The sequence below is a fragment of the Streptomyces sp. NPDC093801 genome (assembly GCF_040701585.1).
Classification (GTDB): domain Bacteria; phylum Actinomycetota; class Actinomycetes; order Streptomycetales; family Streptomycetaceae; genus Streptomyces.
Genome location: NZ_JBFBDP010000003.1, coordinates 233,617 through 257,333, shown reverse-complemented (window position 1 = coordinate 257,333; position 23,717 = coordinate 233,617). Strand labels below are relative to the sequence as shown.

20 protein-coding genes and 1 pseudogene are annotated in these 23,717 nt (G+C 71.6%); 15 read left to right on the top strand and 6 right to left on the bottom strand.

The window, feature by feature from the left end; genetic code table 11:
- Window positions 1-519 precede the first annotated feature (519 nt).
- Both AB0469_RS04695 and AB0469_RS04690 read right to left on the bottom strand, forming a co-directional pair.
- A pseudogene (locus AB0469_RS04695) lies at window positions 520-2,736 on the bottom strand ((Fe-S)-binding protein); the annotation flags it as partial.
- Window positions 2,737-2,846: 110 nt separating this feature from the next.
- Entirely contained in the window at window positions 2,847-3,434 is a 588-nt protein-coding gene (locus AB0469_RS04690) for a sugar transferase (RefSeq protein ID WP_366449856.1), read from the bottom strand.
- 275 nt (window positions 3,435-3,709) lie between these two features.
- On the opposite strand from AB0469_RS04690, the gene dnaK reads away from it, so the two are divergent.
- The 4 genes from dnaK to AB0469_RS04670 are packed head-to-tail and all read left to right on the top strand — an operon-like array spanning window position 3,710 to window position 7,894.
- Complete coding sequence (gene dnaK / locus AB0469_RS04685) at window positions 3,710-5,554, top strand: molecular chaperone DnaK (RefSeq protein WP_366449854.1); 1,845 nt, start codon at window positions 3,710-3,712, stop codon at window positions 5,552-5,554.
- Window positions 5,554-6,213: a nucleotide exchange factor GrpE gene (grpE, locus tag AB0469_RS04680; RefSeq protein ID WP_366449852.1), complete on the top strand. Its 660-nt coding sequence runs from the start codon at window positions 5,554-5,556 to the stop codon at window positions 6,211-6,213. The genes dnaK and grpE overlap by 1 nt, the downstream gene beginning before the upstream one ends.
- Before the next feature lie 39 nt (window positions 6,214-6,252).
- Entirely contained in the window at window positions 6,253-7,428 is a 1,176-nt protein-coding gene (gene dnaJ / locus AB0469_RS04675; RefSeq protein WP_366449850.1) for a molecular chaperone DnaJ, read from the top strand.
- Window position 7,429: 1 nt separating this feature from the next.
- Window positions 7,430-7,894 carry a helix-turn-helix domain-containing protein gene (locus AB0469_RS04670; RefSeq protein WP_042820118.1) on the top strand — a complete coding sequence of 155 codons (465 nt, stop codon included), beginning with the start codon at window positions 7,430-7,432 and terminating at the stop codon, window positions 7,892-7,894.
- A gap of 88 nt (window positions 7,895-7,982) precedes the next feature.
- Here AB0469_RS04670 and AB0469_RS04665 read toward each other — a convergent pair whose 3' ends face one another.
- Window positions 7,983-9,050, bottom strand: coding sequence for a helix-turn-helix transcriptional regulator (locus tag AB0469_RS04665; protein WP_366449849.1), 1,068 nt, complete (start codon window positions 9,048-9,050; stop codon window positions 7,983-7,985).
- Window positions 9,051-9,135: 85 nt separating this feature from the next.
- Here AB0469_RS04665 and AB0469_RS04660 point away from each other — a divergent pair, with 85 nt between their 5' ends.
- Window positions 9,136-9,384 (top strand): hypothetical protein, encoded by a 249-nt coding sequence (locus tag AB0469_RS04660; RefSeq protein ID WP_366449848.1) that lies wholly within the window; start codon window positions 9,136-9,138, stop codon window positions 9,382-9,384.
- Window positions 9,384-9,698, top strand: coding sequence for a (2Fe-2S)-binding protein (locus tag AB0469_RS04655; RefSeq protein ID WP_042820115.1), 315 nt, complete (start codon window positions 9,384-9,386; stop codon window positions 9,696-9,698). The genes AB0469_RS04660 and AB0469_RS04655 overlap by 1 nt, the downstream gene beginning before the upstream one ends.
- Window positions 9,699-9,872: 174 nt before the next feature.
- Here the strand turns inward: AB0469_RS04655 and AB0469_RS04650 are convergent, their stop codons facing one another.
- On the bottom strand, window positions 9,873-10,292 hold the full coding sequence (locus AB0469_RS04650) for a TIGR03618 family F420-dependent PPOX class oxidoreductase (RefSeq protein ID WP_366449847.1): 420 nt from the start codon (window positions 10,290-10,292) through the stop codon (window positions 9,873-9,875).
- 124 nt (window positions 10,293-10,416) lie between these two features.
- On the opposite strand from AB0469_RS04650, the gene clpB reads away from it, so the two are divergent.
- Window positions 10,417-13,008 carry an ATP-dependent chaperone ClpB gene (gene clpB, locus AB0469_RS04645; protein WP_366449846.1) on the top strand — a complete coding sequence of 864 codons (2,592 nt, stop codon included), beginning with the start codon at window positions 10,417-10,419 and terminating at the stop codon, window positions 13,006-13,008.
- Between the two features lie 123 nt (window positions 13,009-13,131).
- Window positions 13,132-13,668, top strand: coding sequence for a YbjN domain-containing protein (locus AB0469_RS04640; RefSeq protein ID WP_042820112.1), 537 nt, complete (start codon window positions 13,132-13,134; stop codon window positions 13,666-13,668).
- A 21-nt stretch (window positions 13,669-13,689) separates the two neighbouring features.
- Here the strand turns inward: AB0469_RS04640 and AB0469_RS04635 are convergent, their stop codons facing one another.
- Window positions 13,690-14,841, bottom strand: a complete 1,152-nt coding sequence (locus AB0469_RS04635; RefSeq protein WP_366449845.1) for a hypothetical protein — start codon at window positions 14,839-14,841, stop codon at window positions 13,690-13,692.
- A 14-nt stretch (window positions 14,842-14,855) separates the two neighbouring features.
- Entirely contained in the window at window positions 14,856-16,040 is a 1,185-nt protein-coding gene (locus tag AB0469_RS04630; protein WP_366449844.1) for a pyridoxal phosphate-dependent aminotransferase, read from the bottom strand.
- 685 nt (window positions 16,041-16,725) lie between these two features.
- On the opposite strand from AB0469_RS04630, the gene AB0469_RS04625 reads away from it, so the two are divergent.
- The 7 genes from AB0469_RS04625 (at window position 16,726) to AB0469_RS04595 (ending at window position 23,623) form a co-directional block, all read left to right on the top strand.
- Window positions 16,726-17,244, top strand: coding sequence for a DUF2617 family protein (locus AB0469_RS04625; RefSeq protein ID WP_042820105.1), 519 nt, complete (start codon window positions 16,726-16,728; stop codon window positions 17,242-17,244).
- A 115-nt stretch (window positions 17,245-17,359) separates the two neighbouring features.
- Window positions 17,360-19,000, top strand: coding sequence for a polyamine aminopropyltransferase (locus AB0469_RS04620; RefSeq protein WP_366449843.1), 1,641 nt, complete (start codon window positions 17,360-17,362; stop codon window positions 18,998-19,000).
- 57 nt (window positions 19,001-19,057) lie between these two features.
- Window positions 19,058-19,921: an SRPBCC domain-containing protein gene (locus tag AB0469_RS04615; RefSeq protein ID WP_366449842.1), complete on the top strand. Its 864-nt coding sequence runs from the start codon at window positions 19,058-19,060 to the stop codon at window positions 19,919-19,921.
- A 55-nt stretch (window positions 19,922-19,976) separates the two neighbouring features.
- The gene (locus AB0469_RS04610) at window positions 19,977-20,765 is read left to right on the top strand and encodes an aldose 1-epimerase (RefSeq protein ID WP_366449841.1); all 789 of its coding nucleotides are present in this window, start codon (window positions 19,977-19,979) and stop codon (window positions 20,763-20,765) included.
- Window positions 20,766-20,786: 21 nt separating this feature from the next.
- Entirely contained in the window at window positions 20,787-21,326 is a 540-nt protein-coding gene (gene pyrE / locus AB0469_RS04605) for an orotate phosphoribosyltransferase (protein ID WP_366449839.1), read from the top strand.
- A 319-nt stretch (window positions 21,327-21,645) separates the two neighbouring features.
- The gene (gene fbaA, locus AB0469_RS04600) at window positions 21,646-22,668 is read left to right on the top strand and encodes a class II fructose-bisphosphate aldolase (RefSeq protein WP_042813236.1); all 1,023 of its coding nucleotides are present in this window, start codon (window positions 21,646-21,648) and stop codon (window positions 22,666-22,668) included.
- Between the two features lie 223 nt (window positions 22,669-22,891).
- Window positions 22,892-23,623 (top strand): ScbR family autoregulator-binding transcription factor, encoded by a 732-nt coding sequence (locus AB0469_RS04595; protein WP_366449838.1) that lies wholly within the window; start codon window positions 22,892-22,894, stop codon window positions 23,621-23,623.
- The last annotated feature ends 94 nt before the right edge of the window (window positions 23,624-23,717 follow it).

The following is a 23,717-nucleotide window of genomic DNA, read 5'->3' as shown; positions in this document are numbered from 1 at the left end:
CGCCTTCGCCTCGGGCTCGGCCTCGGCGTCGGGCTTCGCGTCCGCCTTCGCCTCGGGCTCGGCCTCGGCGTCGGGCTTCGCGTCCGCCTTCGCCTCGGGCTCGGCCTCGGCGTCGGGCTTCGCGTCCGCCTTCGCCTCAGGCTCGACCTCGGCCTCCGCCTTCGCGTCCGCCTTGGCTTCCGGAGCAGCCTCCGCCGTCGGCTCGGTTTCGGTTTCGGCCTCCGCCTTCTCCTCCGCTGCGGGAGCGGTCTCCACGTCCGCTTCGGCCTTCGACTCGGACTCGGCCGCGTCGGCCTCCTCGGCCTTGGCGTCGGCTTCGGCCTTCGCCTTGGCGTCGGCTTCGGCCTTGGCGTCGGCTTCGGCCTTGGCGTCGGCTTCGGCCTTGGCCTTGGCCTTGGCGTCGGCTTCGGCTTCGGCCTTCGCCTTGGCTTCCGCTTCGGCCTTGGCCTTCGCTTCGGCCTCGGCAGCGGCAGCGGCAGCGGCTTCGGCTTCGGCGGCGGCCTGGGCCAGTTCCTCCTCCGTCGGCTCCGGGGCCTTCACCGACTCCAGCAGGAGCTGCGCCACGTCCACGACCTGGACGGATTCCTTCGCCTGGCCGTCGTTCTTCTTGCCGTTGACCGAGTCCGTCAGCATGACCAGGCAGAACGGGCAGGCCGTCGAGACGATGTCCGGGTTGAGGGACAGGGCCTCGTCCACGCGCTCGTTGTTGATGCGCTTGCCGATGCGCTCTTCCATCCACATCCGCGCGCCACCGGCGCCACAGCAGAAGCCCCGCTCCTTGTGGCGGTGCATCTCCTGCTGGCGCAGCCCCGGCACCGCGGACATGATCTCGCGCGGCGGCGTGTAGACCTTGTTGTGGCGGCCCAGGTAGCAGGGGTCGTGGTACGTGATCAGACCCTCGACCGGCGTCACCGGCGTCAGCCGGCCCTCGTCGATCAGGTGCTGGAGCAGCTGCGTGTGGTGGATGACCTCGTACTCGCCGCCCAGCTGCGGGTACTCGTTCGCGATGGTGTTGAAGCAGTGCGGGCAGGTCGAGACGATCCGCTTCGCCGACTTCGGCTTCTTCGTCGACGGGTCCTCGTCGTCCTCGCCGAACGCCATGTTCAGCATCGCGACGTTCTCCTGGCCCAGCTGCTGGAACAGCGGCTCGTTGCCCAGGCGGCGCGGCGAGTCACCGGTGCACTTCTCCTCGCCGCCCATGATCGCGAACTTGACGCCCGCGATGTTCAGCAGCTCGGCGAAGGCCTTCGTGGTCTTCTTCGCCCGGTCCTCCAGCGCGCCGGCGCAGCCGACCCAGTACAGGTAGTCGAACTCCGAGAGGTCCTCCGCGTCCTTCCCGATGATCGGGACCTCGAAGTCGACCTCCTTCGTCCACTCCACGCGCTGCTTCTTGGCCAGGCCCCAGGGGTTGCCCTTCTTCTCCAGGTTCTTGAGCATCGTGCCCGCCTCGGACGGGAACGCGCTCTCGATCATCACCTGGTAGCGGCGCATGTCGACGATGTGGTCGATGTGCTCGATGTCGACCGGGCACTGCTCCACGCACGCACCGCAGGTGGTGCAGGACCACAGCACGTCCGGGTCGATGACGCCGTTCTCCTCGGCGGTGCCGATGAGCGGGCGCTCCGCCTCCGCGAGGGCCGTGGCGGGGACGCCGGCGAGCTGCTCGGCCGAGGCCTTCTCCTCGCCCTCCATCGTCTTGCCGCCGCCCGCGAGCAGGTACGGCGCCTTGGCGTGCGCGTGGTCGCGCAGCGACATGATGAGGAGCTTGGGGGACAGCGGCTTGCCGGTGTTCCAGGCGGGGCACTGCGACTGGCAGCGGCCGCACTCGGTGCAGGTGGAGAAGTCGAGGATGCCCTTCCAGGAGAACTGCTCGACCTGGGAGACGCCGAAGACGTCGTCCTCGCCCGGGTCCTCGAAGTCGATCTCCTTGCCGCCGCTCGTCATCGGCTGGAGGGCGCCGAGCGCCGTCGCGCCGTCGGCGTTCCGCTTGAACCAGATGTTCGGGAAGCCGAGGAAGCGGTGCCAGGCGACACCCATGTTGGTGTTGAGCGAGACCGTGATCATCCAGATGAACGAGACGCTGATCTTCACCATCGCGGTGAAGTAGATCGCGTTCTGGATGCCGCTGGGGGAGAGCTCCTGGAAGGCCATGACCAGCGGGTACGAGGCGAAGTACGCCGGCTCGTAGGTGTCCACGCCGTGGATCGCGCCCTCGAGGCCGCGCAGGCACAGGATGGCGACGCCGATGGTGAGGATGACCCACTCGACGAAGTACGCCTGCCAGGCCTTCGAGCCCGCGAAGCGCGACTTCCTACCGGCGCGCGAGGGAAGGTTGAGCAGGCGGATCACCATCAGCACGGCGATGCCGACGACCGTCATCACGCCGATGAACTCGGTGTAGAGCTCGAAGGGCAGCCAGTCGCCGACGATCGGCAGCAGCCAGTCGGCCTGGAAGAGCTGGCCGAAGGCCTGCACCAGGGTCGGCGGCAGCGTCAGGAAGCCGATCGCGACGAACCAGTGCGCGAAGCCGACGATGCCCCAGCGGTTCATCCGGGAGTGGCCGAGGAACTCCCTGACCAGGGTGATCGTTCGTTCCTTCGGGCGGTCCGTGCGACTGCCCGCGGGTACGGGTTGGCCGAGTTTCACGAACCGGTAGATCTGCGCCACGGCTCGGGCGAGCAGCGCGACGCCGACCACGGTCAGGACCAGCGACACGATGATCGCGGCGAGTTGCATGGGAGGGCTCCTCGGGCGGGACTTACTAAGCGGTAACTTATTGAGTCAAGGCTTGAGGTTACCCATTTCCCGCGCCGCACTGTAGGTGAGTGAGCGGTGATCTGTGTCGCTCAGGTCCGCCTCTGTCGGAAGGCGGCCCGAGGGGTCTTCGCGAGGATCGCGAGGTCCATCCCCAGCCAATGGCTCTCCACATAGTGCCGGTCCAGCAGGGCCATCTCCTCCCAGGGGAGGTCGGAACGTGCGCTGACCTGCCACAATCCGGTCATTCCGGGGCGTACGAGCAGGCGTTCGGGGTGCTCGGCACCCGCCCCGGGGCGCGGCCCGACCAGCGACATCTCGCCGCGCAGGACGTTCAGCAGCTGCGGGAGTCTCTCCAGGGCGCACCGCCGCACCCACGCCCCCGGCCGCCCCGCGCCCTCGGTGCGCAGCCGCCAAGTCCGGAAGGGTCGTCCGGCCAGGCCGAGGGCGGGCTCCCGGACGAGGACGCCCGCGCGCCGGGACCCGTACAGCGCGGCGGCCGCCAGCAGCACCGGGCCGGCGCAGGCCGCCAGCAGGGCCACCGCGCCGATCAGGTCGCAGACCCGCTTGGCGGGGGGTCGGGCCGGCCACCGGACCCGTGGCCGCGGCCGGGGCGGCCGTGGCCGGGCGGGCCGGGTGAGCCGGGTGAGCCGGGCGGGCAGGGGCGGCGTCAGTGGCATGCCAGGCACGCTGCCGGACCCCGGCCCGGCCCCCGGCGCGCCGCGCGGCCGCACCCCGTTCCGGGAACCCGTTCGGCTGCGGCGCCGCCGCAGGGGCCCCGCCCCGGACCCCGCGCCTCGAGCGCCGGGTGGGCCGGATCTTCCGGCCCGCCGGGCTTCCCCTGAGCGTAGGGGCAGCGTAAAGGTTGAGCCCCCTCGGCTCAGCTCTGTTGACGCGGGCGCTGCCGCCGTGCATCCTTGAGTCTGTTCCACTCAAGTCAGCTGGAGGAATCGAAATGGCACGTGCGGTCGGCATCGACCTGGGCACCACTAACTCCGTCGTCAGCGTTCTCGAAGGCGGCGAGCCCACCGTCATCACCAACGCCGAGGGTGCCAGGACCACGCCGTCCGTCGTCGCCTTCGCCAAGAACGGCGAGGTCCTCGTCGGCGAGGTGGCCAAGCGCCAGGCGGTCACGAACGTGGACCGGACCATCCGCTCCGTCAAGCGCCACATGGGCACTGACTGGAAGATCAACCTGGATGGCAAGGACTTCAACCCGCAGCAGATGAGCGCCTTCATCCTGCAGAAGCTGAAGCGCGACGCCGAGGCGTACCTGGGCGAGAAGGTCACGGACGCGGTCATCACCGTCCCGGCCTACTTCAACGACTCCGAGCGCCAGGCGACGAAGGAGGCCGGCGAGATCGCGGGCCTCAACGTCCTGCGCATCGTCAACGAGCCGACGGCCGCCGCCCTGGCCTACGGCCTCGACAAGGACGACCAGACCATCCTCGTCTTCGACCTCGGCGGCGGCACCTTCGACGTGTCCCTCCTGGAGATCGGTGACGGTGTCGTCGAGGTCAAGGCCACCAACGGTGACAACCACCTCGGTGGCGACGACTGGGACCAGCGCGTCGTCGACTACCTGGTGAAGCAGTTCGCCAACGGCCACGGCGTCGACCTGTCCAAGGACAAGATGGCGCTCCAGCGCCTGCGCGAGGCCGCCGAGAAGGCGAAGATCGAGCTGTCCTCCTCCACGGAGACCACGATCAACCTGCCGTACATCACGGCCTCCGCCGAGGGCCCGCTGCACCTGGACGAGAAGCTCACGCGCTCGCAGTTCCAGCAGCTGACCGCGGACCTGCTCGACCGCTGCAAGACCCCGTTCCACAACGTCATCAAGGACGCGGGCATCAACCTGTCCGAGATCGACCACGTGGTCCTGGTCGGCGGCTCCACCCGCATGCCGGCCGTCGCCGAGCTCGTCAAGGAGCTCACCGGCGGTCAGGACGCCAACAAGGGCGTCAACCCGGACGAGGTCGTCGCCATCGGCGCCACCCTCCAGGCCGGTGTGCTCAAGGGTGAGGTCAAGGACGTCCTGCTCCTCGACGTGACCCCGCTGTCCCTGGGCATCGAGACCAAGGGCGGCATCATGACCAAGCTCATCGAGCGCAACACGACCATCCCGACCAAGCGGTCGGAGATCTTCACGACGGCCGAGGACAACCAGCCGTCCGTGCAGATCCAGGTCTACCAGGGCGAGCGCGAGATCGCGGCGTACAACAAGAAGCTCGGCATGTTCGAGCTGACGGGCCTGCCGCCGGCCCCGCGCGGCGTCCCGCAGATCGAGGTCTCCTTCGACATCGACGCCAACGGCATCATGCACGTGACCGCGAAGGACCTCGGCACGGGCAAGGAGCAGAAGATGACCGTCACCGGCGGCTCCTCGCTCGGCAAGGACGAGGTCGACCGCATGCGCCAGGAGGCCGAGCAGTACGCGGAGGAGGACCACCGCCGCCGCGAGGCCGCCGAGTCGCGCAACCAGGGCGAGCAGCTCGTCTACCAGACGGAGAAGTTCCTCGCGGACAACGCGGAGAAGGTCCCGGCCGAGGTCAAGACCGAGGTCGAGACGGCCGTCACCGAGCTGAAGGACAAGCTCAAGGGCGAGGACACCGCCGAGATCCGCACCGCCACGGAGAAGCTCGCCGCGGTCAGCCAGAAGCTGGGCCAGGCCATCTACGCCGACGCGCAGGCCGCCCAGGCCGCCGGCGGCGCCGGTGACGCGGGCCAGGCCAAGGCCGACGACGACGTCGTCGACGCCGAGATCGTCGACGAGGACAAGCCGAAGGGCGGCCAGGCCTGATGTCGGAGGAGACCCCGGGCTTCGACGAGAAGCCCGAAGTCCCCACCGGCTCGGCCGCTGACGACGCCGGGGCGAAGGCCGCCGACTCCTCCGAGGAGGAGAAGGCGGCCCCCGCCGGGGACGCTCAGGACGTTGCTCTCCTGGCGCAGCTGGACCAGGCCCGTACCGCGCTCGGCGAGCGCACCGCGGACCTCCAGCGGCTCCAGGCGGAGTACCAGAACTACCGCCGCCGCGTGGAGCGGGACCGGGTCGCCGTCAAGGAGATCGCGGTCGCGAACCTGCTGTCGGAGCTCCTGCCGACCCTGGACGACATCGGCCGGGCCCGGGAGCACGGCGAGGTGGTCGGCGGCTTCAAGTCGGTGGCCGAGTCGCTGGAGACGGCCGCGGCCAAGATGGGGCTGCAGCAGTTCGGCAAGGAGGGCGAGCCCTTCGACCCGACGATCCACGAGGCCCTGATGCACTCGTACGCGCCGGACGTCACCGAGACGACCTGCGTGGCGATCCTGCAGCCGGGGTACCGGATCGGCGAGCGCACGATCCGCCCCGCGCGGGTCGCGGTGGCCGAGCCCCAGCCGGGCGCGGCACCCGCCGCGAAGTCCGAGTCCGCCGACGGCGACACGCCGTCCGACAAGGACACGGATGCCCCCGACAAGGGCTGACGCACACCATGTAGGAAGCCGAGAGGAGGGTCACCGGGGATGAGCACGAAGGACTTCGTCGAGAAGGACTACTACAAGGTCCTCGGTGTCCCGAAGGACGCCACCGAGGCCGAGATCAAGAAGGCGTACCGGAAGCTCGCCCGCGAGTTCCACCCGGACGCCAACAAGGGCGACGCCTCGGCCGAGGAGCGCTTCAAGGAGATCTCCGAGGCGAACGACGTCCTCGGAGACGCCAAGAAGCGCAAGGAGTACGACGAGGCCCGCGCCCTGTTCGGCAACGGGGGCTTCCGCCCCGGTCCGGGCGGGGGCGGCTCGTTCAACTTCGACCTGGGCGACCTCTTCGGAGGTACCCAGGGCGCCGGCCAGGGCGGCTTCGGCGGCGGCCTGGGCGACGTCTTCGGCGGCCTGTTCAACCGCGGCGCCGGCGCCGGTGCGGGCACCCGCACCCAGCCGCGCCGCGGCCAGGACATCGAGTCCGAGGTCACGCTCTCCTTCACGGAGGCCGTGGACGGGGCGACCGTCCCGCTGCGGATGTCCTCGCAGGCCCCCTGCAAGGCCTGCTCGGGCACCGGCGACAAGAACGGCACGCCCCGGGTGTGCCCGACCTGCGTCGGCACCGGACAGGTCTCCCGGGGCAGCGGCGGCGGCTTCTCGCTGACCGACCCCTGCGCGGACTGCAAGGGCCGCGGCCTGATCGCGGAGAACCCCTGCGAGGTCTGCAAGGGCAGCGGGCGCGCCAAGTCCTCCCGGACCATGCAGGTCCGGATCCCGGCGGGCGTCTCCGACGGCCAGCGGATCCGGCTGCGCGGCAAGGGCGCCCCGGGCGAGCGCGGCGGCCCGGCGGGCGACCTCTACGTCGTCGTGCACGTCGGCACCCACCCGGTGTTCGGCCGCAAGGGCGACAACCTCACGGTGACCGTGCCCGTCACCATCGCCGAGGCGGCCCTGGGCGCCGACATCAAGGTCCCCACCCTGGGCGGCCCCCCGGTGACCCTGAAGCTTCCCCCGGGCACCCCCACGGGCCGAACGATGCGGGCCCGCGGCAAGGGCGCGGTCCGCAAGGACGGCACCCGCGGCGACCTGCTCGTCACGGTGGAGGTCGCGGTACCGGCCGAACTGTCCGACAAGGCACGCGAGGCCCTGGAGATGTACCGGGACGCCACCGGGTCCGACGATCCGCGCGCCCTGCTGTTCGAGTCCGCGAAGGGAGCTTGACATGGAAGGCCGCCGACGACAGTCCCGCTTCGGTGACGGGGCGTACCAGCTGACCGACGAGACCCCCGTCTACGTGATCTCGGTGGCCGCCCAGCTCTCGGGACTGCATCCGCAGACCCTCCGCCAGTACGACCGCCTCGGCCTGGTCTCCCCGGACCGCACGGCCGGGCGCGGCCGGCGCTACTCGGCCCGGGACATCGAGCTGCTCCGCACGGTGCAGCAGCTGTCCCAGGACGAGGGCATCAACCTGGCGGGCATCAAGAGGATCATCGAACTGGAGAACCAGGTGGCCGCGCTCCAGCAGCGCGTCGCCGAGCTCTCCTCGGCGGTGGACGGCGCGGCCGCCGCCCTCCAGGCCCGCGAGGCCGCGGTGCACGCCTCGTACCGGCGCGACCTGGTCCCGTACCAGCCGCCGCAGCCGGGCAGCGCCCTGGTCGTCTGGCGCCCCAAGCGCCCGATGGACTGACCCGCGGGCCCGCAGTGCGCAGGAAGGCCCCGTCCGGCCCCTCCAGGGGGCGGGACGGGGCCTTCGGCATATTCCCCCGGCCCGTTCCTCAGCGGGGCGCCGTGAGGCCCTCAGCGGGCCCCTGGAAGCCCGGGCCGCCCTCCGCGTCGCCCTCGCTGTGCAGGATGCCGGACTGGGCGATGAGGTAGCCCAGCTGGGCCCGGCTGCCGCTGCCGAGGGCGGTGGCCAGCTTCGCGATGTGGGCGCGGCAGGTGCGGACGTTCATCCCCAGGCGGCGGGCGATCGCCTCGTCGACGTGCCCTTCGATGAGGAGCTGGGCGATCGAGCGCTGGACGCCCGAGATGCCGTCGGGGCTGTGCGTGTAGGTGACCTCGTCGGTCAGCGGCACGGCCCTGCGCCACAGCTGTTCGAAGACCCGGATCAGGTAGTCGATCAGCCCCGGGTGCCGCAACTCCAGGGCCACTTTTCGGTCATCGCTCGCGGGGATGAACGCCACCGTGCGGTCGAAGATCATGAGACGCTCTATGAGCTCCTCCAGCGTGCGGATCTCCACCTTGCCCGTGGATATCCGGTCCACGTAGGCGAGCGTGCCCTGGCTGTGGCGCACCGTGTGCTGGTAGAGCGTGCGGATGCTCACGCCGCGGTCGATCAGCGGCTTGGCCCGCTCCAGTGCCTCGGTGAGGATGAACGACGGCCGCGCGCCGCCGGGCTGGACGGTCAGGGCCTCGGTGTGGCACTCGGCGGTGGCCAGGTCGAGGGCGGCGTTGATCTGGTCGAATCCCTCCAGCACCGTGATGGCGTGGGTGTTGGCGGGGCTCTGGGCGCTGATGGTGAGGAACGGCTCGAACGCGTCGGTCAGTTCCACGGCCGTGCGCCGGCGGTCCTGGATCTCCCGTTCGAGCGGGTGGAGCCGCTGGGCGAGCGCGACGGAGGGGGGAACCGCGCGCAGCTGGTTCGCGTCGTCCGGGTCGGGTCGCAGGAGGGCGAATTCGAGCAGGCAGGGGGCGTTCTTGACCTCTCCGCGGGCGATGCGCCCGGTGCTCAGGGCGGTCGCGTAGACGCGCGCTCCCTCGGCGCACATCTCGGTGACGGGGTGGTGATGTGTCGGGTTTGTCTCGCTTCGTACCAAATCTCCACCCCCCAGGGTCCTGAACATGTAAGAACATGATGCATCGTCCCTGTGGCACTGACGTGCCTGAATGAGCCATCGTCTGACAGTGCGGGGGAGAGGATTCCATCAAGTGAGGACGAAGCCGACCATGTATAAGAGAATGCTTCGCTCGGCGCTTGCCGTTGTTTTCTCCGCCGTTGCGGTCTTCGGGGCAGCAGTTGCCGTTCATGGGGACGCGGACGGCGCGCCGGCGGTTGCCGGTGCGGCCGCCGAGCCGGCGGGCAAGACCGATCTCGGCTGGAACGTGGCTCCCGGTGCGCGGACCAACGACCTCGGTGCCGACCTGGGCTGGAACAGCACTCCTGCGACGGCCGCCTGATGACCCCCGACGACCGCGACTTCCGGCGCGAGATGGCCTCGGCGTACCGCTCTGGCTGGCAGTTCATCGATCTCGCCACGGCGATCCCCTACGCCGGCGACTCGCTGATGGTCACCCTGTTCGGCCAGCCGATCGTCATCGTGCGCGAGGAGGACGAGGACGTCCGTGCCTACCGCTGCCTGCGCCGCCCCCGGGGCGCACCGCAGCCCGTCCGCTGCGAAGTGCGGTACGGCATGGTCTTCGTCAACCTCGATCAGCGTGATCACCAGCTCTTCGAACCCGATATCACCACCGCCACCCCCCGCAGTGCCTGAGGCGATTCCCCCGTCGTTGCAGATCGCTCCAGGTGCTTCCCCCACACAACGGCGCCATCGTGGACCTGACCACGATGGCGCCGTTGTGCTGTCCGCGTCCAGTGCCCGAACCGGACATCCGGCTGAGGATCCGCTGAGAACTCCTGGAGGACCGCTCGAATCCGGCCGTTTTCCTCAGGCGCGCCCCATGGCGCGGTCCAGGGTGATCTCCAGGACCACCCGGTCCGGGTTCGGCGAGGGCGTGCGCCCGTACCGCTCGGCGTAGCGCTCCACCGCATCCGCGACCGAGGCCTCGTCCGTGCGGACCACCGCCCGGCCCTCCAGCGTCGCCCAGCGCCGGCCCTCCATCTGGCACACCGCCACCCGCGCCGCGCCGTCCGGCGCCGCCAGCACGTTGCGCACCTTCTTGCTGTGCTTGTTGCTGATCACCCGCGCCAGCCCGGCCTCCGGGTCGTACGTCACCCCCACCGGAACCACGTGCGGGGTGCCGTCGGGCCGCGGGGTGGTCAGGGTGCAGATGTGCCGCTCCCGCCAGAAGGCGAGGTAGGCGGGCGTCGGGTCGAGTACGTCGTGGACCGGCTTGGAATCAGGCATGGTCCGAAGCATATGTCCGGCCCGGATCCGGCCTTGAGTGGAATAGACTCAACTTTGCAGACGCTGAACGAGTCAGAGTTCTGCACCGGAGAGTCGTAGCCCCGCCGGAGAGGAGAAACCGAGAGTGGACGCCGAGCTGACCAACAAGAGCCGTGACGCGCTGAACGCGGCCACCAGCAGGGCAGTCAAGGACGGCCACGCCGACCTGACCCCCGCACACCTGCTGCTGGCCCTGCTCGCCGGCGAGGACAACGAGAACATCACCGACCTGCTCGCCGCGACCGAGGCGGACCAGGCCGCCGTCCGCTCCGGCGCGGAGCGGCTGCTCGCCGCCCTGCCCAGCGTCACCGGCTCCACGGTCGCGCCCCCGCAGCCCAGCCGGGACCTGCTCGCCGTGCTCGCCGGGGCCGACTCCGAGGCCAAGGCGCTCGGCGACGACTACCTCTCCACCGAACACCTCCTCATCGCCGTCGCCGCCAAGGGCGGCGCGGCCGGTGAGGTCCTTTCCGCCCAGGGCGCGACCGCGAAGAAGCTGCTGGCCGCCTTCGAGAACGCACGAGGAGGACGGCGGGTGACCACCCCCGACCCCGAGGGCCAGTACAAGGCCCTGGAGAAGTTCGGCACCGACTTCACGGCAGCCGCCCGCGAGGGCAAGCTCGACCCCGTCATCGGCCGCGACCACGAGATCCGGCGCGTCGTCCAGGTCCTCTCCCGCCGCACCAAGAACAACCCGGTGCTCATCGGCGAGCCCGGCGTCGGCAAGACCGCCGTCGTCGAGGGCCTCGCCCAGCGCATCGTCAAGGGCGACGTCCCCGAGTCCCTCAAGAACAAGCGGCTCGTCTCCCTCGACCTCGGTGCCATGGTCGCCGGCGCGAAGTACCGCGGCGAGTTCGAGGAGCGCCTCAAGACCGTCCTCGCCGAGATCAAGTCGAGCGAGGGCCAGATCATCACCTTCATCGACGAGCTCCACACCGTCGTCGGCGCCGGCGCCGGCGGGGACTCCGCCATGGACGCGGGCAACATGCTCAAGCCCATGCTGGCCCGCGGCGAGCTGCGGATGGTCGGCGCCACCACCCTCGACGAGTACCGCGAGCGCATCGAGAAGGACCCGGCGCTGGAGCGGCGCTTCCAGCAGGTGCTGGTCGCGGAACCCACCGTCGAGGACACCATCGCGATCCTGCGCGGTCTCAAGGGCCGCTACGAGGCCCACCACAAGGTCGTCATCAACGACAGCGCCCTCGTCGCCGCCGCCACCCTCTCCGACCGGTACATCACCTCCCGCTTCCTGCCCGACAAGGCCATCGACCTCGTCGACGAGGCCGCCTCCCGGCTGCGCATGGAGATCGACTCCTCACCGCTGGAGATCGACGAGCTCCAGCGCTCCGTCGACCGCCTGCGCATGGAGGAGCTGGCGCTGAAGAACGAGTCCGACCCGGCCTCGATCGAGCGCCTGGAGAAGCTGCGCAAGGACCTCGCCGACAAGGAGGAGGAGCTGCGCGGCCTCACCGCCCGCTGGGAGAAGGAGAAGCAGTCCCTCAACCGCGTCGGCGAGCTCAAGGAGCGCCTGGACGACCTGCGCGGCCAGGCCGAGCGCGCCCAGCGCGACGGGGACTTCGACTCCGCCTCCAAGCTGCTCTACGGGGAGATCCCCGCGCTGGAGCGCGAGCTCGCCGAGGCCACCGAGGAGGAGGCGCAGGCCGGGCCCGCCAAGGACGCCATGGTCAAGGACGAGGTCGGCCCGGACGACATCGCGGACGTGGTCGGCGCCTGGACCGGCATCCCGGCCGGCCGCCTCCTGGAGGGGGAGACCCAGAAGCTCCTGCGGATGGAGGACGAGCTGGGCCGCCGCCTGATCGGGCAGACCGAGGCCGTACGGGCCGTCGCCGACGCCGTGCGCCGCACCCGCGCCGGCATCGCCGACCCGGACCGGCCGACCGGCTCGTTCCTCTTCCTGGGCCCCACGGGCGTGGGCAAGACCGAGCTGGCCAAGGCCCTCGCGGACTTCCTCTTCGACGACGAGCGGGCCATGGTCCGCATCGACATGTCCGAGTACTCGGAGAAGCACAGCGTGGCCCGGCTCGTCGGCGCCCCGCCCGGCTACGTCGGCTACGAGGAGGGCGGCCAGCTCACCGAGGCCGTCCGCCGCCGCCCCTACAGCGTGGTGCTGCTGGACGAGGTCGAGAAGGCCCACCCCGAGGTCTTCGACATCCTGCTCCAGGTCCTCGACGACGGCCGCCTCACGGACGGCCAGGGGCGCACCGTCGACTTCCGCAACACCATCCTGATCCTCACCTCCAACCTGGGCAGCCAGTTCCTGGTCGACCCGGTCACCTCCGCCGAGGACAAGAAGGCGCGCGTCCTGGACGTGGTCCGGGCGAGCTTCAAGCCGGAGTTCCTCAACCGCCTCGACGACCTCGTCGTCTTCTCGGCCCTCACCCGGGACGAGCTGGCGCACATCGCCGAGCTCCAGATCTCCCGCCTGGCCAAGCGCCTCGCCGACCGCCGCCTCGCCCTGGACGTCACGCCCGAGGCCCTGGCCTGGCTGGCCGACAAGGGCAACGACCCGGCGTACGGCGCGCGCCCGCTGCGCCGCCTGATCCAGACGGCGGTCGGGGACCGGCTGGCGAAGGAGATCCTGTCCGGCGAGGTCCGCGACGGCGACACGGTACGGGTCGACGTGGCCGGGGACGACCTGCTGGTCGGCCGGGCGCTGTAGCCCCGCATCCGTAAGGACCGCCGCGCTCCCGTGTCCGCCCGGAGCGGATCGCGGGTGCGGGGCTGGACACGGGGTGGGCGCGATGGTGGAGGATGGCTGTATCCGCACGAAGGGAAGTACACGGTGAGCATCGACCCGGCCTCGATTCCGAACTTCGGGGGTCAGCCCGAACCGCAGGCGACAGGACCGGCGGGCCCCGTCGTCCCCGACCAGGACCTGGTGAAGCAGCTCCTGGAGCAGATGGAGCTCAAGTACGTCGTCGACGACGAGGGAGACCTCGCGGCGCCGTGGGAGGACTTCCGCACGTACTTCATGTTCCGTGGTGAGGGCGAGCAGCAGGTCTTCTCCGTCCGCACCTTCTACGACCGTCCGCACGCGATCGACGACAAGCCGCAGCTGCTCGAGTCGATCGACGACTGGAACCGCCGCACCCTGTGGCCCAAGGTCTACAGCCACACGCACGACGACGGCTCCGTCCGGCTGATCGGCGAAGCGCAGATGCTGATCGGCACCGGCGTCAGCCTGGAGCACTTCGTGTCCTCCACGGTCAGCTGGGTCCGTGCGTCGATCGAGTTCGACAAGTGGCTCATCGAGCAGCTCGGCCTGGAGAAGGAGGTCGACTCCGCAGAGGGCGACTCCGAGGACGGGGACGACGCCTAGCCGTCCCCGCCCCACGGCCCGCTAGAGGGGTACCTTCGCCATGAGCGTGAGGTACGCCCCGTAGCCGTACGAGAGCCCGGCCATGCAGGCGGTCACCACGACCGCCGTGCGCGGCCGGGCTTTCGCCATCGCGGCGGCCAGGGGCAGCAGCAGCGGGAACGCGGGCAGCAGGAACCGCGGCTTCGACTCGAAGAAGCCCGCCCCGCCGAGGGTGATCACCAGCAGGGTGGCGGTGTACACGAGCAGCGCCAGCGGTGCCCGGTCCAGCAGCAGGAGCACCGCGAGGAGCACCGCCGCGGCCAGCGTGGCCACGGTCACGGCCACCGGGACCGTGACGTCGCCGCCGGTCAGGACCTTGTCCACGACGCCGACCGTGCCGGCCCCGAAGTCGAAGCGCGAGCCCCACTGCCGCTGGACGGTGAAGTAGCCCAGCCACTCGTGCCGGCGTATCCCGACGGCCGCCACGTACCCCGCCCAGCCGGCGGGCGCGAGCAGCCCGGCCGCCCACACCGCGGGCGCGCGGCTGCCCCGCAGCACCTCCCGCAGGGCCACCACGCTGACGGCGGCGGCGACGGCGATGCCGGTGGGCCGGGTCAGCCCGGCGAGCACCGCCAGGGAGGCCGCCCACATCCAGCGCTCCCGCAGCAGCGCGTACAGGGCCCAGGCGGCCAGCGCGCACAGCAGCGGCTCGGTGTAGGCGAGGCCCAGCACCACCGCGTGCGGCAGCGAGGCCCACAGCGCGACGAGCAGCACCGCGGCCCGCGGCCCGAGCAGCCGCTCCCCGACCCGGTACACCCCGACGGCGGCGGCGGCCGCCGCCGTCCAGGCCACCACGAGCCCGGCGACGGGGCCGCCCCCGAGGAGGTGCACCAGCAGCGGGAACAGCGGGAAGAAGGCGGAGTCGCTCTGGATGGAGTCCGAGGCGGGCCACATCTGGGTGCGGCCGTAGCCGTGGGCGGCGATGGAGAGGTACCACCAGGAGTCCCAGGAGCCGCCGAGCACCCGCACCGGGTTCCGCCCGGCCCACCAGGCCCCGACGGTGATCACCAGCGCCCCGGCCCCGCGGACGGCGGCGAACACCGCGAGCGCGAGCCCGGCCGACCAGACCGTCTCCTGTCTTCGTGGGGCCCGCGGGGCCCGCGCGGGGGCGGGCGGGCTCTGTCTCGTCGTCACGTCCATATCGAGCCCTAGAGTGCCCTAAGCCGGTCCACGGCTTCGCGGAGGACCTCCGTCTTCTTGCAGAAGGCCCAGCGGACCTGGGTGGCGCCGGCCTCGCGGTCGTCGTAGAAGACCTGGTTCGGGATGGCGACGACCCCGCAGCGCTCGGGCAGGGCGCGGCAGAAGGCCAGGCCGTCCTTCTCGCCCAGGGGCGAGACGTCGGTGGTGATGAAGTAGGTGCCCTGGGGGCGGAAGACCCGGAACCCGGCGGCGTCCAGGCCCTCGGCGAGCAGGTCGCGCTTGGCGGCGAGGTCGGCGCGGAAGGCCTCGTAGTAGGTGTCGGGCAGGGAGAGGGCCTCGGCGACGGCGTACTGGAAGGGGCCGGAGGAGACGTAGGTGAGGAACTGCTTCGCCGAGCGGACGGCCGAGACCAGCGCGGGCGGGGCGGTGATCCAGCCGACCTTCCAGCCGGTGAAGGAGAAGGTCTTGCCGGCGGAGGAGATGGTGACGGTGCGCTCGCGCATCCCGGGCAGGGAGGCGAGCGGGGTGTGGCCGCCCTCGAAGACCAGGTGCTCGTAGACCTCGTCCGTGACGACGAGCAGGTCGCGCTCGACGGCCAGTTCGGCGATGGCGGCGAGCTCCTCGCGGGTGAGGACGGTGCCCGTCGGGTTGTGCGGGGTGTTGAGCAGCAGCAGGCGGGTGCGCGGGGTGACCGCGTCGCGCAGGGCGTCGAGGTCGGGGCGGAAGTGCGGGGCGCGCAGGGTGAGCGGGACGCGGACGGCGCCGGCCATGGCGATGCAGGCGGCGTACGAGTCGTAGAACGGTTCCAGCGCGATGACCTCGTCGCCCGGTTCGAGCAGCGCGAGGAGGGCGGCGGCGATGGCCTCGGTGGCGCCGGCCGTGACCAGTACCTCGGTGTCGGGGTCGTAGGCCAGGCCGTAGAAGCGCTGCTGGTGGGCGGCGACGGCCTGGCGGAGCTCGGGGACGCCCGGGCCCGGCGGGTACTGGTTGCCCCGGCCGTCGCGGATCGCCCGGACGGCCGCCTCGGCGATCTCGGCGGGGCCGTCGGTGTCGGGGAAGCCCTGGCCCAGGTTGATCGATCCGGTGCGGGCGGCCAGGGCCGACATCTCCGCGAAGATCGTGGTGCCGAAGGAGGCCAGGCGGCGGTTCAGGAAGGGGCGGTCGCCGCCCACGGGTGCGCTCATGGGCGCCATCCTGCGGGGAACCTCTGGAGTTGCTCAAGTGTGCTTTGGCGCGTCCGGCCGACGGGCATCCCCCCTGCACGCGGGACGCGGGGATCCCGCACCCCGGGGGACCGGGGCGTCAGAAGGGGGCGGGGACATGGTCGTCGTCGTGCTGATCGTCGCGGCGGTCGCGGGAGCGGTCGTCTGGGTCGTGAAGAAGGTCTCCGGCGGCGGGTCCGGCAGCGGAGGGAGCTCCGGCGGCAGCTGGTGGGCGGGCGGCGGGGGTTCTTCCTCCTGCGGATCCTCGTCCTCGTGCGGTTCGTCGTCCTCCTGCGGCTCGTCCTGCGGCTCGTCCTGCGGTGGCGGAGGGTGCGGGGGGAGCTGACACTGGACCGGGGCGGCCGCGGCCGCGTGGAACGGGCGCCCCGTGGGGACAACTTCCCTCGGGCGTCTTCTTGTTCGGGTGCGTGCGAAGGCCCGGGGAGGGCCCGTCCTTGAACACGTGAACCGGGTAGCCCCCGAGGGGATGTAAACCCCGTCAAGTTGGGTAAAAACGCTGTGAGTGCCGTGCCTTTCATGATTCCCTCGGTTGAGTAGACCAGTCCTCGGAGCACCTCCCTGGACTCCCTGTGGACCCGTGCCGGTGTCCCCCCACCCGTTGCATACCGCTGGCGGGGTCCGGCCCCTCTCCCTCGCGCGTTTGCGGAGCCGACTCATGCTCACGACCCTCCAGACCACCTACACCGACACGCGTGCCGCCGATCTCGCCTGGGCCCTGGGACGGGACCGGCTGCCCGCCCTGGCCGTACTGAACCTCCAGCTCGCGGACGCGAAGGTGGAGTTGCGCCTGCTCGGCGCCTCCCATCAGGTGCTCCTGGAGGAGGGCGAGGTGCACTGCTCGGAGACGGTCGCCTGCATGCCCGGCAGCCGCACGCCGCTGCCGCTGGGCGTGGCGAAGCGGGTGGGGGACTGGGAGTACGAGTTCGCCGCGCGGGTCGAGACCCTCTCGCGGGGCTCCTTCGCGGGGCGGGCGCAGGAGCTGCTCGCCCTGGTCGCGGACCACCCGAACGGACTGGCGGGAACCTTTCCGGGCGACCCGCACGCCTTCACCGCCATGCTCGCGCAGCGGCACGAGGGGCAGGTGCGCTGGCGGACCTGGCACGCCTACCCGCAGGAGGGCCAGCTGGTGGCCACCCGCACCCGCGTCGGGGTCCGGATGGGGGCCCCCGTCTAGCGCCCGTCCCCTACGCCAGGTTGCGTACGGATTACGCCAACTGGCGGGACGGTTACGGCACTTACACCCATGTGGGTGACAGGGTGCCAGTGGGCGGTGACGTACGGTTCGCTGCATGATCGACCGTTCCGCCCCCCGCGGGGTGCTCCCGGCGGCGGAGCCGCGGGGCGTGCAGACCGTCCCGGCCGCCCTGCCCGTACAGCCCCGGACCGGCCGACTCCTCGTCCTGGCCACGGTGTTCGTCTGCGCCGCCTGCGGGCTCGTGTACGAACTGGAGCTGCTCGCCCTCGGCTCCTACCTGATCGGCGACTCCGTCACCCAGGCGTCCGTCGTGCTGTCCGTGATGGTCTTCGCCATGGGCGTCGGCTCCCTCCTCGCGAAACGGCTCCGCACCCGGCCCGCCTTCGGTTTCGCCGTCATCGAGGCCGGGCTCGCACTGCTCGGCGGCTTCTCCGCTATGGCTCTCTACGCGAGCTTCGCCTGGCTGGGCGAGTCCCGGCCCGCGCTCGTCGCGTTCTCCTTCGCCATCGGGGTGCTCATCGGCGCCGAGATCCCGCTGCTGATGGTCCTCATCCAACGCATCCGCCGGCAGGACGCCGGCGGGGCCGTCGCCGACCTGTTCGCCGCCGACTACGTGGGCGCCCTGGTCGGCGGCCTCGCCTTCCCCTTCCTGCTGCTGCCCGTCCTCGGCCAGCTCACCGGGGCCATGCTCACGGGCACCGTCAACGCCGTCGTCGGCGGCGGACTCGTCCTGTGGCTCTTCCGCCGCGACCTCAGCCGCCGCTGCCGCTGGCTGCTCCTCGCGGTCAACGCCGCCGTGCTCGCCGGGCTCGCCTGCGCGACGCTGCTCGCCGACGACTTCGAGCGCGTCGCGCGCACCGCCGTCTACGGCGGGGAGGTGCGGGTCGCCGTGCAGACCGGGGTGCAGGAGCTGGTGCTGACCGGCCCCTCCACCGGCTCCCCGCGCTCCCTCGACCTCTACCTCGACGGGCGGCTGCGGGTCAGCGGCTACGACGAGTACCGCTACCACGAGGCCCTGGTCCACCCCGCGATGACCGGCCCGCACGCCCGCGTCCTGGTCCTCGGGGGCGGCGACGGGCTCGCCGCCCGCGAGGTGCTGCGCTACCCGGACGTCGCCGCCGTCACGGTCGTCGACCTCGACCCCGGGGTGGTCCGGCTCGCCCGCACCGATCCGATGCTCTCCGCCCTCAACGGCCGGGCCTACGAGGACCCGCGCCTGGCCGTCGTCTCCCAGGACGCCTTCCGCTGGCTGCGCGGACCCGCCGCCCGCGACCGCTTCGACGTGATCGTCTCCGACCTCCCCGACCCGGGCATCACCCCCAGCACCAAGCTCTACTCGCAGGAGTTCTACGGGCTGGCCGCGCGGGCCCTGACCCCCGGCGGGCGCATCGCCGTGCACGCGGGACCGCTGACCACGCGGCCCCGGACGTACTGGACCGTCGAGTCCACCCTGCGCGCCGCCGGCCTGCGCACCACCCCCTACAGCACGGGCGGCCGCCTCTCCGGTTTCGCCGCCGGGCCCGACCGCGCCCTGGGCACGTCCGACGCCCCGCCGCAGGACTGGGGCTTCGTCCTGGCCGCCCGGGACCGGGCCCCCGAGCTGAGGGTGGACCGCGACACGCCCGCCCTGCGCGCGGTGTCCACCCGGGGCCTGCGGGAAGCGGCCCGGGACGCCGCCCGCACCCGGCTGTCCGGACTGCCCCCGTCCACGCTTCCGCACCCGCGCTACTCCTGAGCGGCGGGGACGCCGCGTCCGTGTGCAGGGGCGGCTCTCGTCGGTAGGCTCGACCGCATGGAGCATCAGGTGTTCGTCCCGGTACCGGCAGACGATCTGCGCGCCGTCCTGCGCGACCCCGTCCGGGTGGCCCGCTGCGTGCCCGGGCTCCAGCAGGACGCCGGCGGCGGCGCCCCCGGGCCGCTCGCCGGGCGGCTCAGGCTGCGGGTCGGCTCCAGCACCGTCACCTACCGCGGGACGGTGGAGCTGGCCGAGCGGGACCCCGAGCACTTCACGGCGGAGTGCGAGGGTTCCGAGGTGCGCGGCGACGGCACCGCCAGGCTCTCGGCCGGGCTGCGGCTCATCCCGCACGAGGGCGGGACCCGGCTGGAGTTCACCGGGCGGGGCACCGTCGACGGGCGGGCCGCCGCCTTCGACCCCGAGGCCCTGACCACGGCCGTCCGGCGGCTCCTCGACCGGTTCTGCGCCGACCTGGCCGAGGAGGCCGGGCCCGGGGCGCCGGGCGAGGAGGCGGAGACCGGCGGCCCCGGGACCGCCGCGGCGTCCGTGTTCGACACCGAGGTGCCGCCGCCCGGCTCCTTCCCGGACGACGGCTTCCCCGACCTCCCCGACCTCCCCGACTTCGCCGGGCTCCCCGAGCTGGGCGAGCTCCCGCAGGCCGCCGGACCGGGGGACGCCCCGGCCCCCGCCGACCCCACGGCGCCCCCGAACCCCCCGGCCGAGGCCGCCCACGCGCGCCGCACGATGATCGGCCGCAGCGCCGAGGAGGTCGACCACGCACCGCCGCGCGGCCGCTACGCCCCGGTCCCGGCCCCCTCGGCCGGCAACGGCGGCCCGGCCATGCGCTGGATCGCCCCGGCGGCCGCGCTGGCGCTGGCCTCGGCGGTGGTCGTCGGCCGGGCGCTGCGCCGTCGCCGCTGAACCGGCGGGCGGGAGTTGAGCGGCCGCCGACCCCGATCGCCGTAGGGTCGGCCGTATGAGTACGCAACTGAGCGCCGGCGGCGCCGACATCACCATCGACCAGGAGAACGGCTGCCGGCTCGACAGCCTGCGCGTCGACGGCACGGAGCTGCTGCGCCAGGGCCCGCGCTACGGGTCCTTCCCGATGGTCCCCTGGTGCGGCCGCACCGCCGAGGGGCGGTTCCGCGACGGCGGCACCGTCCACCAGCTGCCGGTCAACCACCCGCCGCACGCCATCCACGGCCTCGGCCGCGACCTGGCCTGGCGGACCGCCTCCGTGACCGACACCGGGGCGGCCTTCTACTTCGACCTCGCCGACCCCTGGCCGCGCGCCGGGCGGGTCACGCAGACCTTCGAGCTGAGCGCGGACGCCCTGACGATCACCCTGGGCGTCGAGACGTACCAGGACTCCTTCCCGGCCCAGGCCGGCTGGCACCCCTGGTTCAACCGCACCCTCACGCCCGGCGGCCCGGCGGCGCAGATCGCCTTCGATCCGGCCTGGCAGGAGGAGCGCGGCGAGGACCACCTGCCGACCGGCCGCCGGATCGAACCCGCCCCCGGCCCCTGGGACGACTGCTTCGGGACGCCCTACGGGGTCGACGTCACCCTGACCTGGCCCGGGGAGCTGGAACTGAAGGTCGCGAGCCCGGCCGAATGGGTGGTCGTGTACGACGAGCAGCCCGAGGCCGTCTGCGTGGAGCCGCAGTCCGGACCGCCGAACGGCCTGAACACCCTTCCGCGCCTGGTCACCCCGGTGGACCCGCTGGAGGTCTCCACGACCTGGACCTGGCGGCGGCTCGGCTAGCGCCCAACTAAGCTCGACGCCATGAGTGACGTACGCGATGCGCTTCTGCAGCAGATCAAGGACAAGGCCGTCGTGCACGGCAAGGTGACCCTCTCCTCCGGCAAGGAGGCCGACTACTACATCGACCTCCGCCGCATCACCCTCGACGGCGAGGCCGCCCCGCTGGTCGGCCAGGTCATGCTCGACCTGACCGCCGACCTCGACTTCGACTGCGTCGGCGGTCTGACCCTGGGCGCCGACCCGGTGGCGACCTCGATGCTGCACGCCTCCGCCGCGCGCGGGCAGCGCCTGGACGCCTTCGTCGTCCGCAAGGCGCAGAAGGCGCACGGCATGCAGCGCCGGATCGAGGGCACCGACGTCGCGGGCAAGCGCTGCCTGGTCGTCGAGGACACCTCCACCACGGGCGGCTCTCCGCTGACCGCCGTCGAGGCGGTCCGGGAGGCCGGCGGCGAGGTCGTCGCCGTCGCCACCATCGTGGACCGCGGTGCGGCCGAGGCCATCGCCGGCGCGGGCCTGCCCTACCTCACCGGCTACCAGCTCGGCGACCTGGGCCTGGCCTGACCCGTGCCCCGGATCGCGGCAGCCCCGGACCCGGTCCGTCTCGGATCGTGGTCGCGAAGGGGCGTTGCCGGGGCCGCGGAGCGGGGTCGCCCCAACTGGTGACGAGGCTTCTCGGAAGCTCCTGTTCCGCTCCTGACCTGCGCCTTTCCTGAAGGGCGGGGTGTTTCACGTGAAACACCCCGCCCTTCTCGGCGTACCAGGCCGGTCACGCGGGGTGGAGTGTCGCGCCGAGTCTGGAAAGATAGGCGCGACGTCTGACGTCGCCCCCAGGTCAGGGCCCGCAATAAGCACACTCCCCGCACATCCAAGGAGCGGACAGATGCCCATCGCAACCCCCGAGGTCTACAACGAGATGCTCGACCGGGCGAAGGCAGGCAAGTTCGCCTACCCGGCGATCAACGTGACCTCGACCCAGACCCTGCACGCTGCGCTGCGCGGCTTCGCGGAGGCCGAGAGCGACGGCATCATCCAGATCTCCACCGGTGGTGCCGAGTTCCTGGGCGGCCAGTACAACAAGGACATGGTCACCGGCGCGGTCGCCCTGGCCGAGTTCGCGCACGTCGTCGCCGCCAAGTACGACATCACGGTCGCGCTGCACACCGACCACTGCCCCAAGGACAAGCTGGACGGCTACGTCCGGCCGCTGCTCGACATCTCCGCCGAGCGCGTGGCCAAGGGCCTGAACCCGCTCTTCCAGTCGCACATGTGGGACGGCTCCGCCGAGACCCTGGCCGACAACCTGGCCATCGGCCAGGAGCTGCTCGCCAAGGCCGCCGCCGCGAAGATCATCCTCGAGGTCGAGATCACCCCGACCGGCGGCGAGGAGGACGGCGTCAGCCACGAGATCAACGACGAGCTGTACACCACCGTCGAGGACGCCATCCGCACCGCCGAGGCCCTGGGCCTGGGCGAGAAGGGCCGCTACCTGCTGGCCGCCTCCTTCGGCAACGTGCACGGCGTCTACAAGCCGGGCAACGTCGTCCTGCGCCCCGAGCTGCTCAAGGACCTCCAGCAGGGCGTCGGTGAGAAGTACGGCAAGAGCAACCCGTTCGACTTCGTCTTCCACGGCGGCTCCGGCTCCACCGAGCAGGAGATCGCGACCGCGCTGGAGAACGGCGTCGTGAAGATGAACCTCGACACCGACACCCAGTACGCCTTCACCCGCCCGGTCGCGGACCACATGTTCCGCAACTACGACGGTGTTCTGAAGGTCGACGGCGAGGTCGGCAAGAAGTCCACCTACGACCCGCGCACCTGGGGCAAGCTGGCCGAGGCGAGCATGGCCAAGCGCGTCCTCCAGGCCTGTGGCGACCTGCGCTCCACGGGCACCAAGCTGAAGTAGCCCCGGCTGCTCCCAGCGCCAAGGGTTCCAAAAAGGGGTCCGCCGGTCCGGAAACGGGCAGGCGGACCCCTTTTCCGTGTGCGTTTCGTAGGGCTTCGTACCGGGTTCGGGTGAGGCGGCATACGCCGGTGGACGTGCGCCCGCGCGATGGTGTGGAATCTATCGAGAGAAAACGTACCCGTGGGAATGTGAAGCCGGCGGGCCAGGAGAGGCAGCGCCACATATGAGGACAGAGCGACCCCAGGTGAAGCAGGACCGGGCGGTGCGCACCCGCCGCGCCATCCTGGAGGCGGCGGCCGTGGTCTTCGAGGAGAACGGCTACGACGCGGCCAAGCTCTCGGACATCGTCAACATCGCGAAGGTCACCAAGGGCGCGCTCTACTTCCACTTCGAGTCGAAGGAGAACCTGGCCCAGGCCGTCATCGACGCCCAGAACGAAGCCCGGCCGCAGGCCCTGCCGCAGCAGTACAAGGCGCAGGAGTTCATCGACATCGGCATGGTCTTCTCGCACCAGATGCGTCACGAGGTGCTGATCCGGGCGAGTGCCCGGCTGACCCTGGACCAGACGGGCCGCGACCTGGACCGGGTGACGCCGTACCAGACCTGGATCGACCTGTGCGCCGGCGTGCTGTCCGAGGCCGAGCGGCGCGGGGAGCTGCTGCCGGGCGTGGACCCGGTCGTCCCGTCCCGGCTGATCGTCGGCGCGTACGCGGGGCTGAACACGATGTCGCACACCCTCGGCCTCGACCTGGACGCCCAGGTCGCGGAGCTCTACACGCACGTGATGCCGAACGTGGTGGTCCCGGCGGTGGCGATCCGGCTGGACACCGCCCCCGGGCGCGGGGCGCGGGCGCTGTACGGGCCGCAGGGCCTGCACCCGTGCCGGGTCGGCTGCGCCGGCGGAGTGGTCCCGGCCGCCGACGGGTACGGAGAAGAGGAGGCTGCGGACGCCTGACGCGCCACGCCCGCGCCTCTCCGGCCCCTCTGTCCTCCCTCTTCCCAAAAAGATCCTTCCGGGTATTATTTTTTTGCTCGCCTGCCCAGGGAGA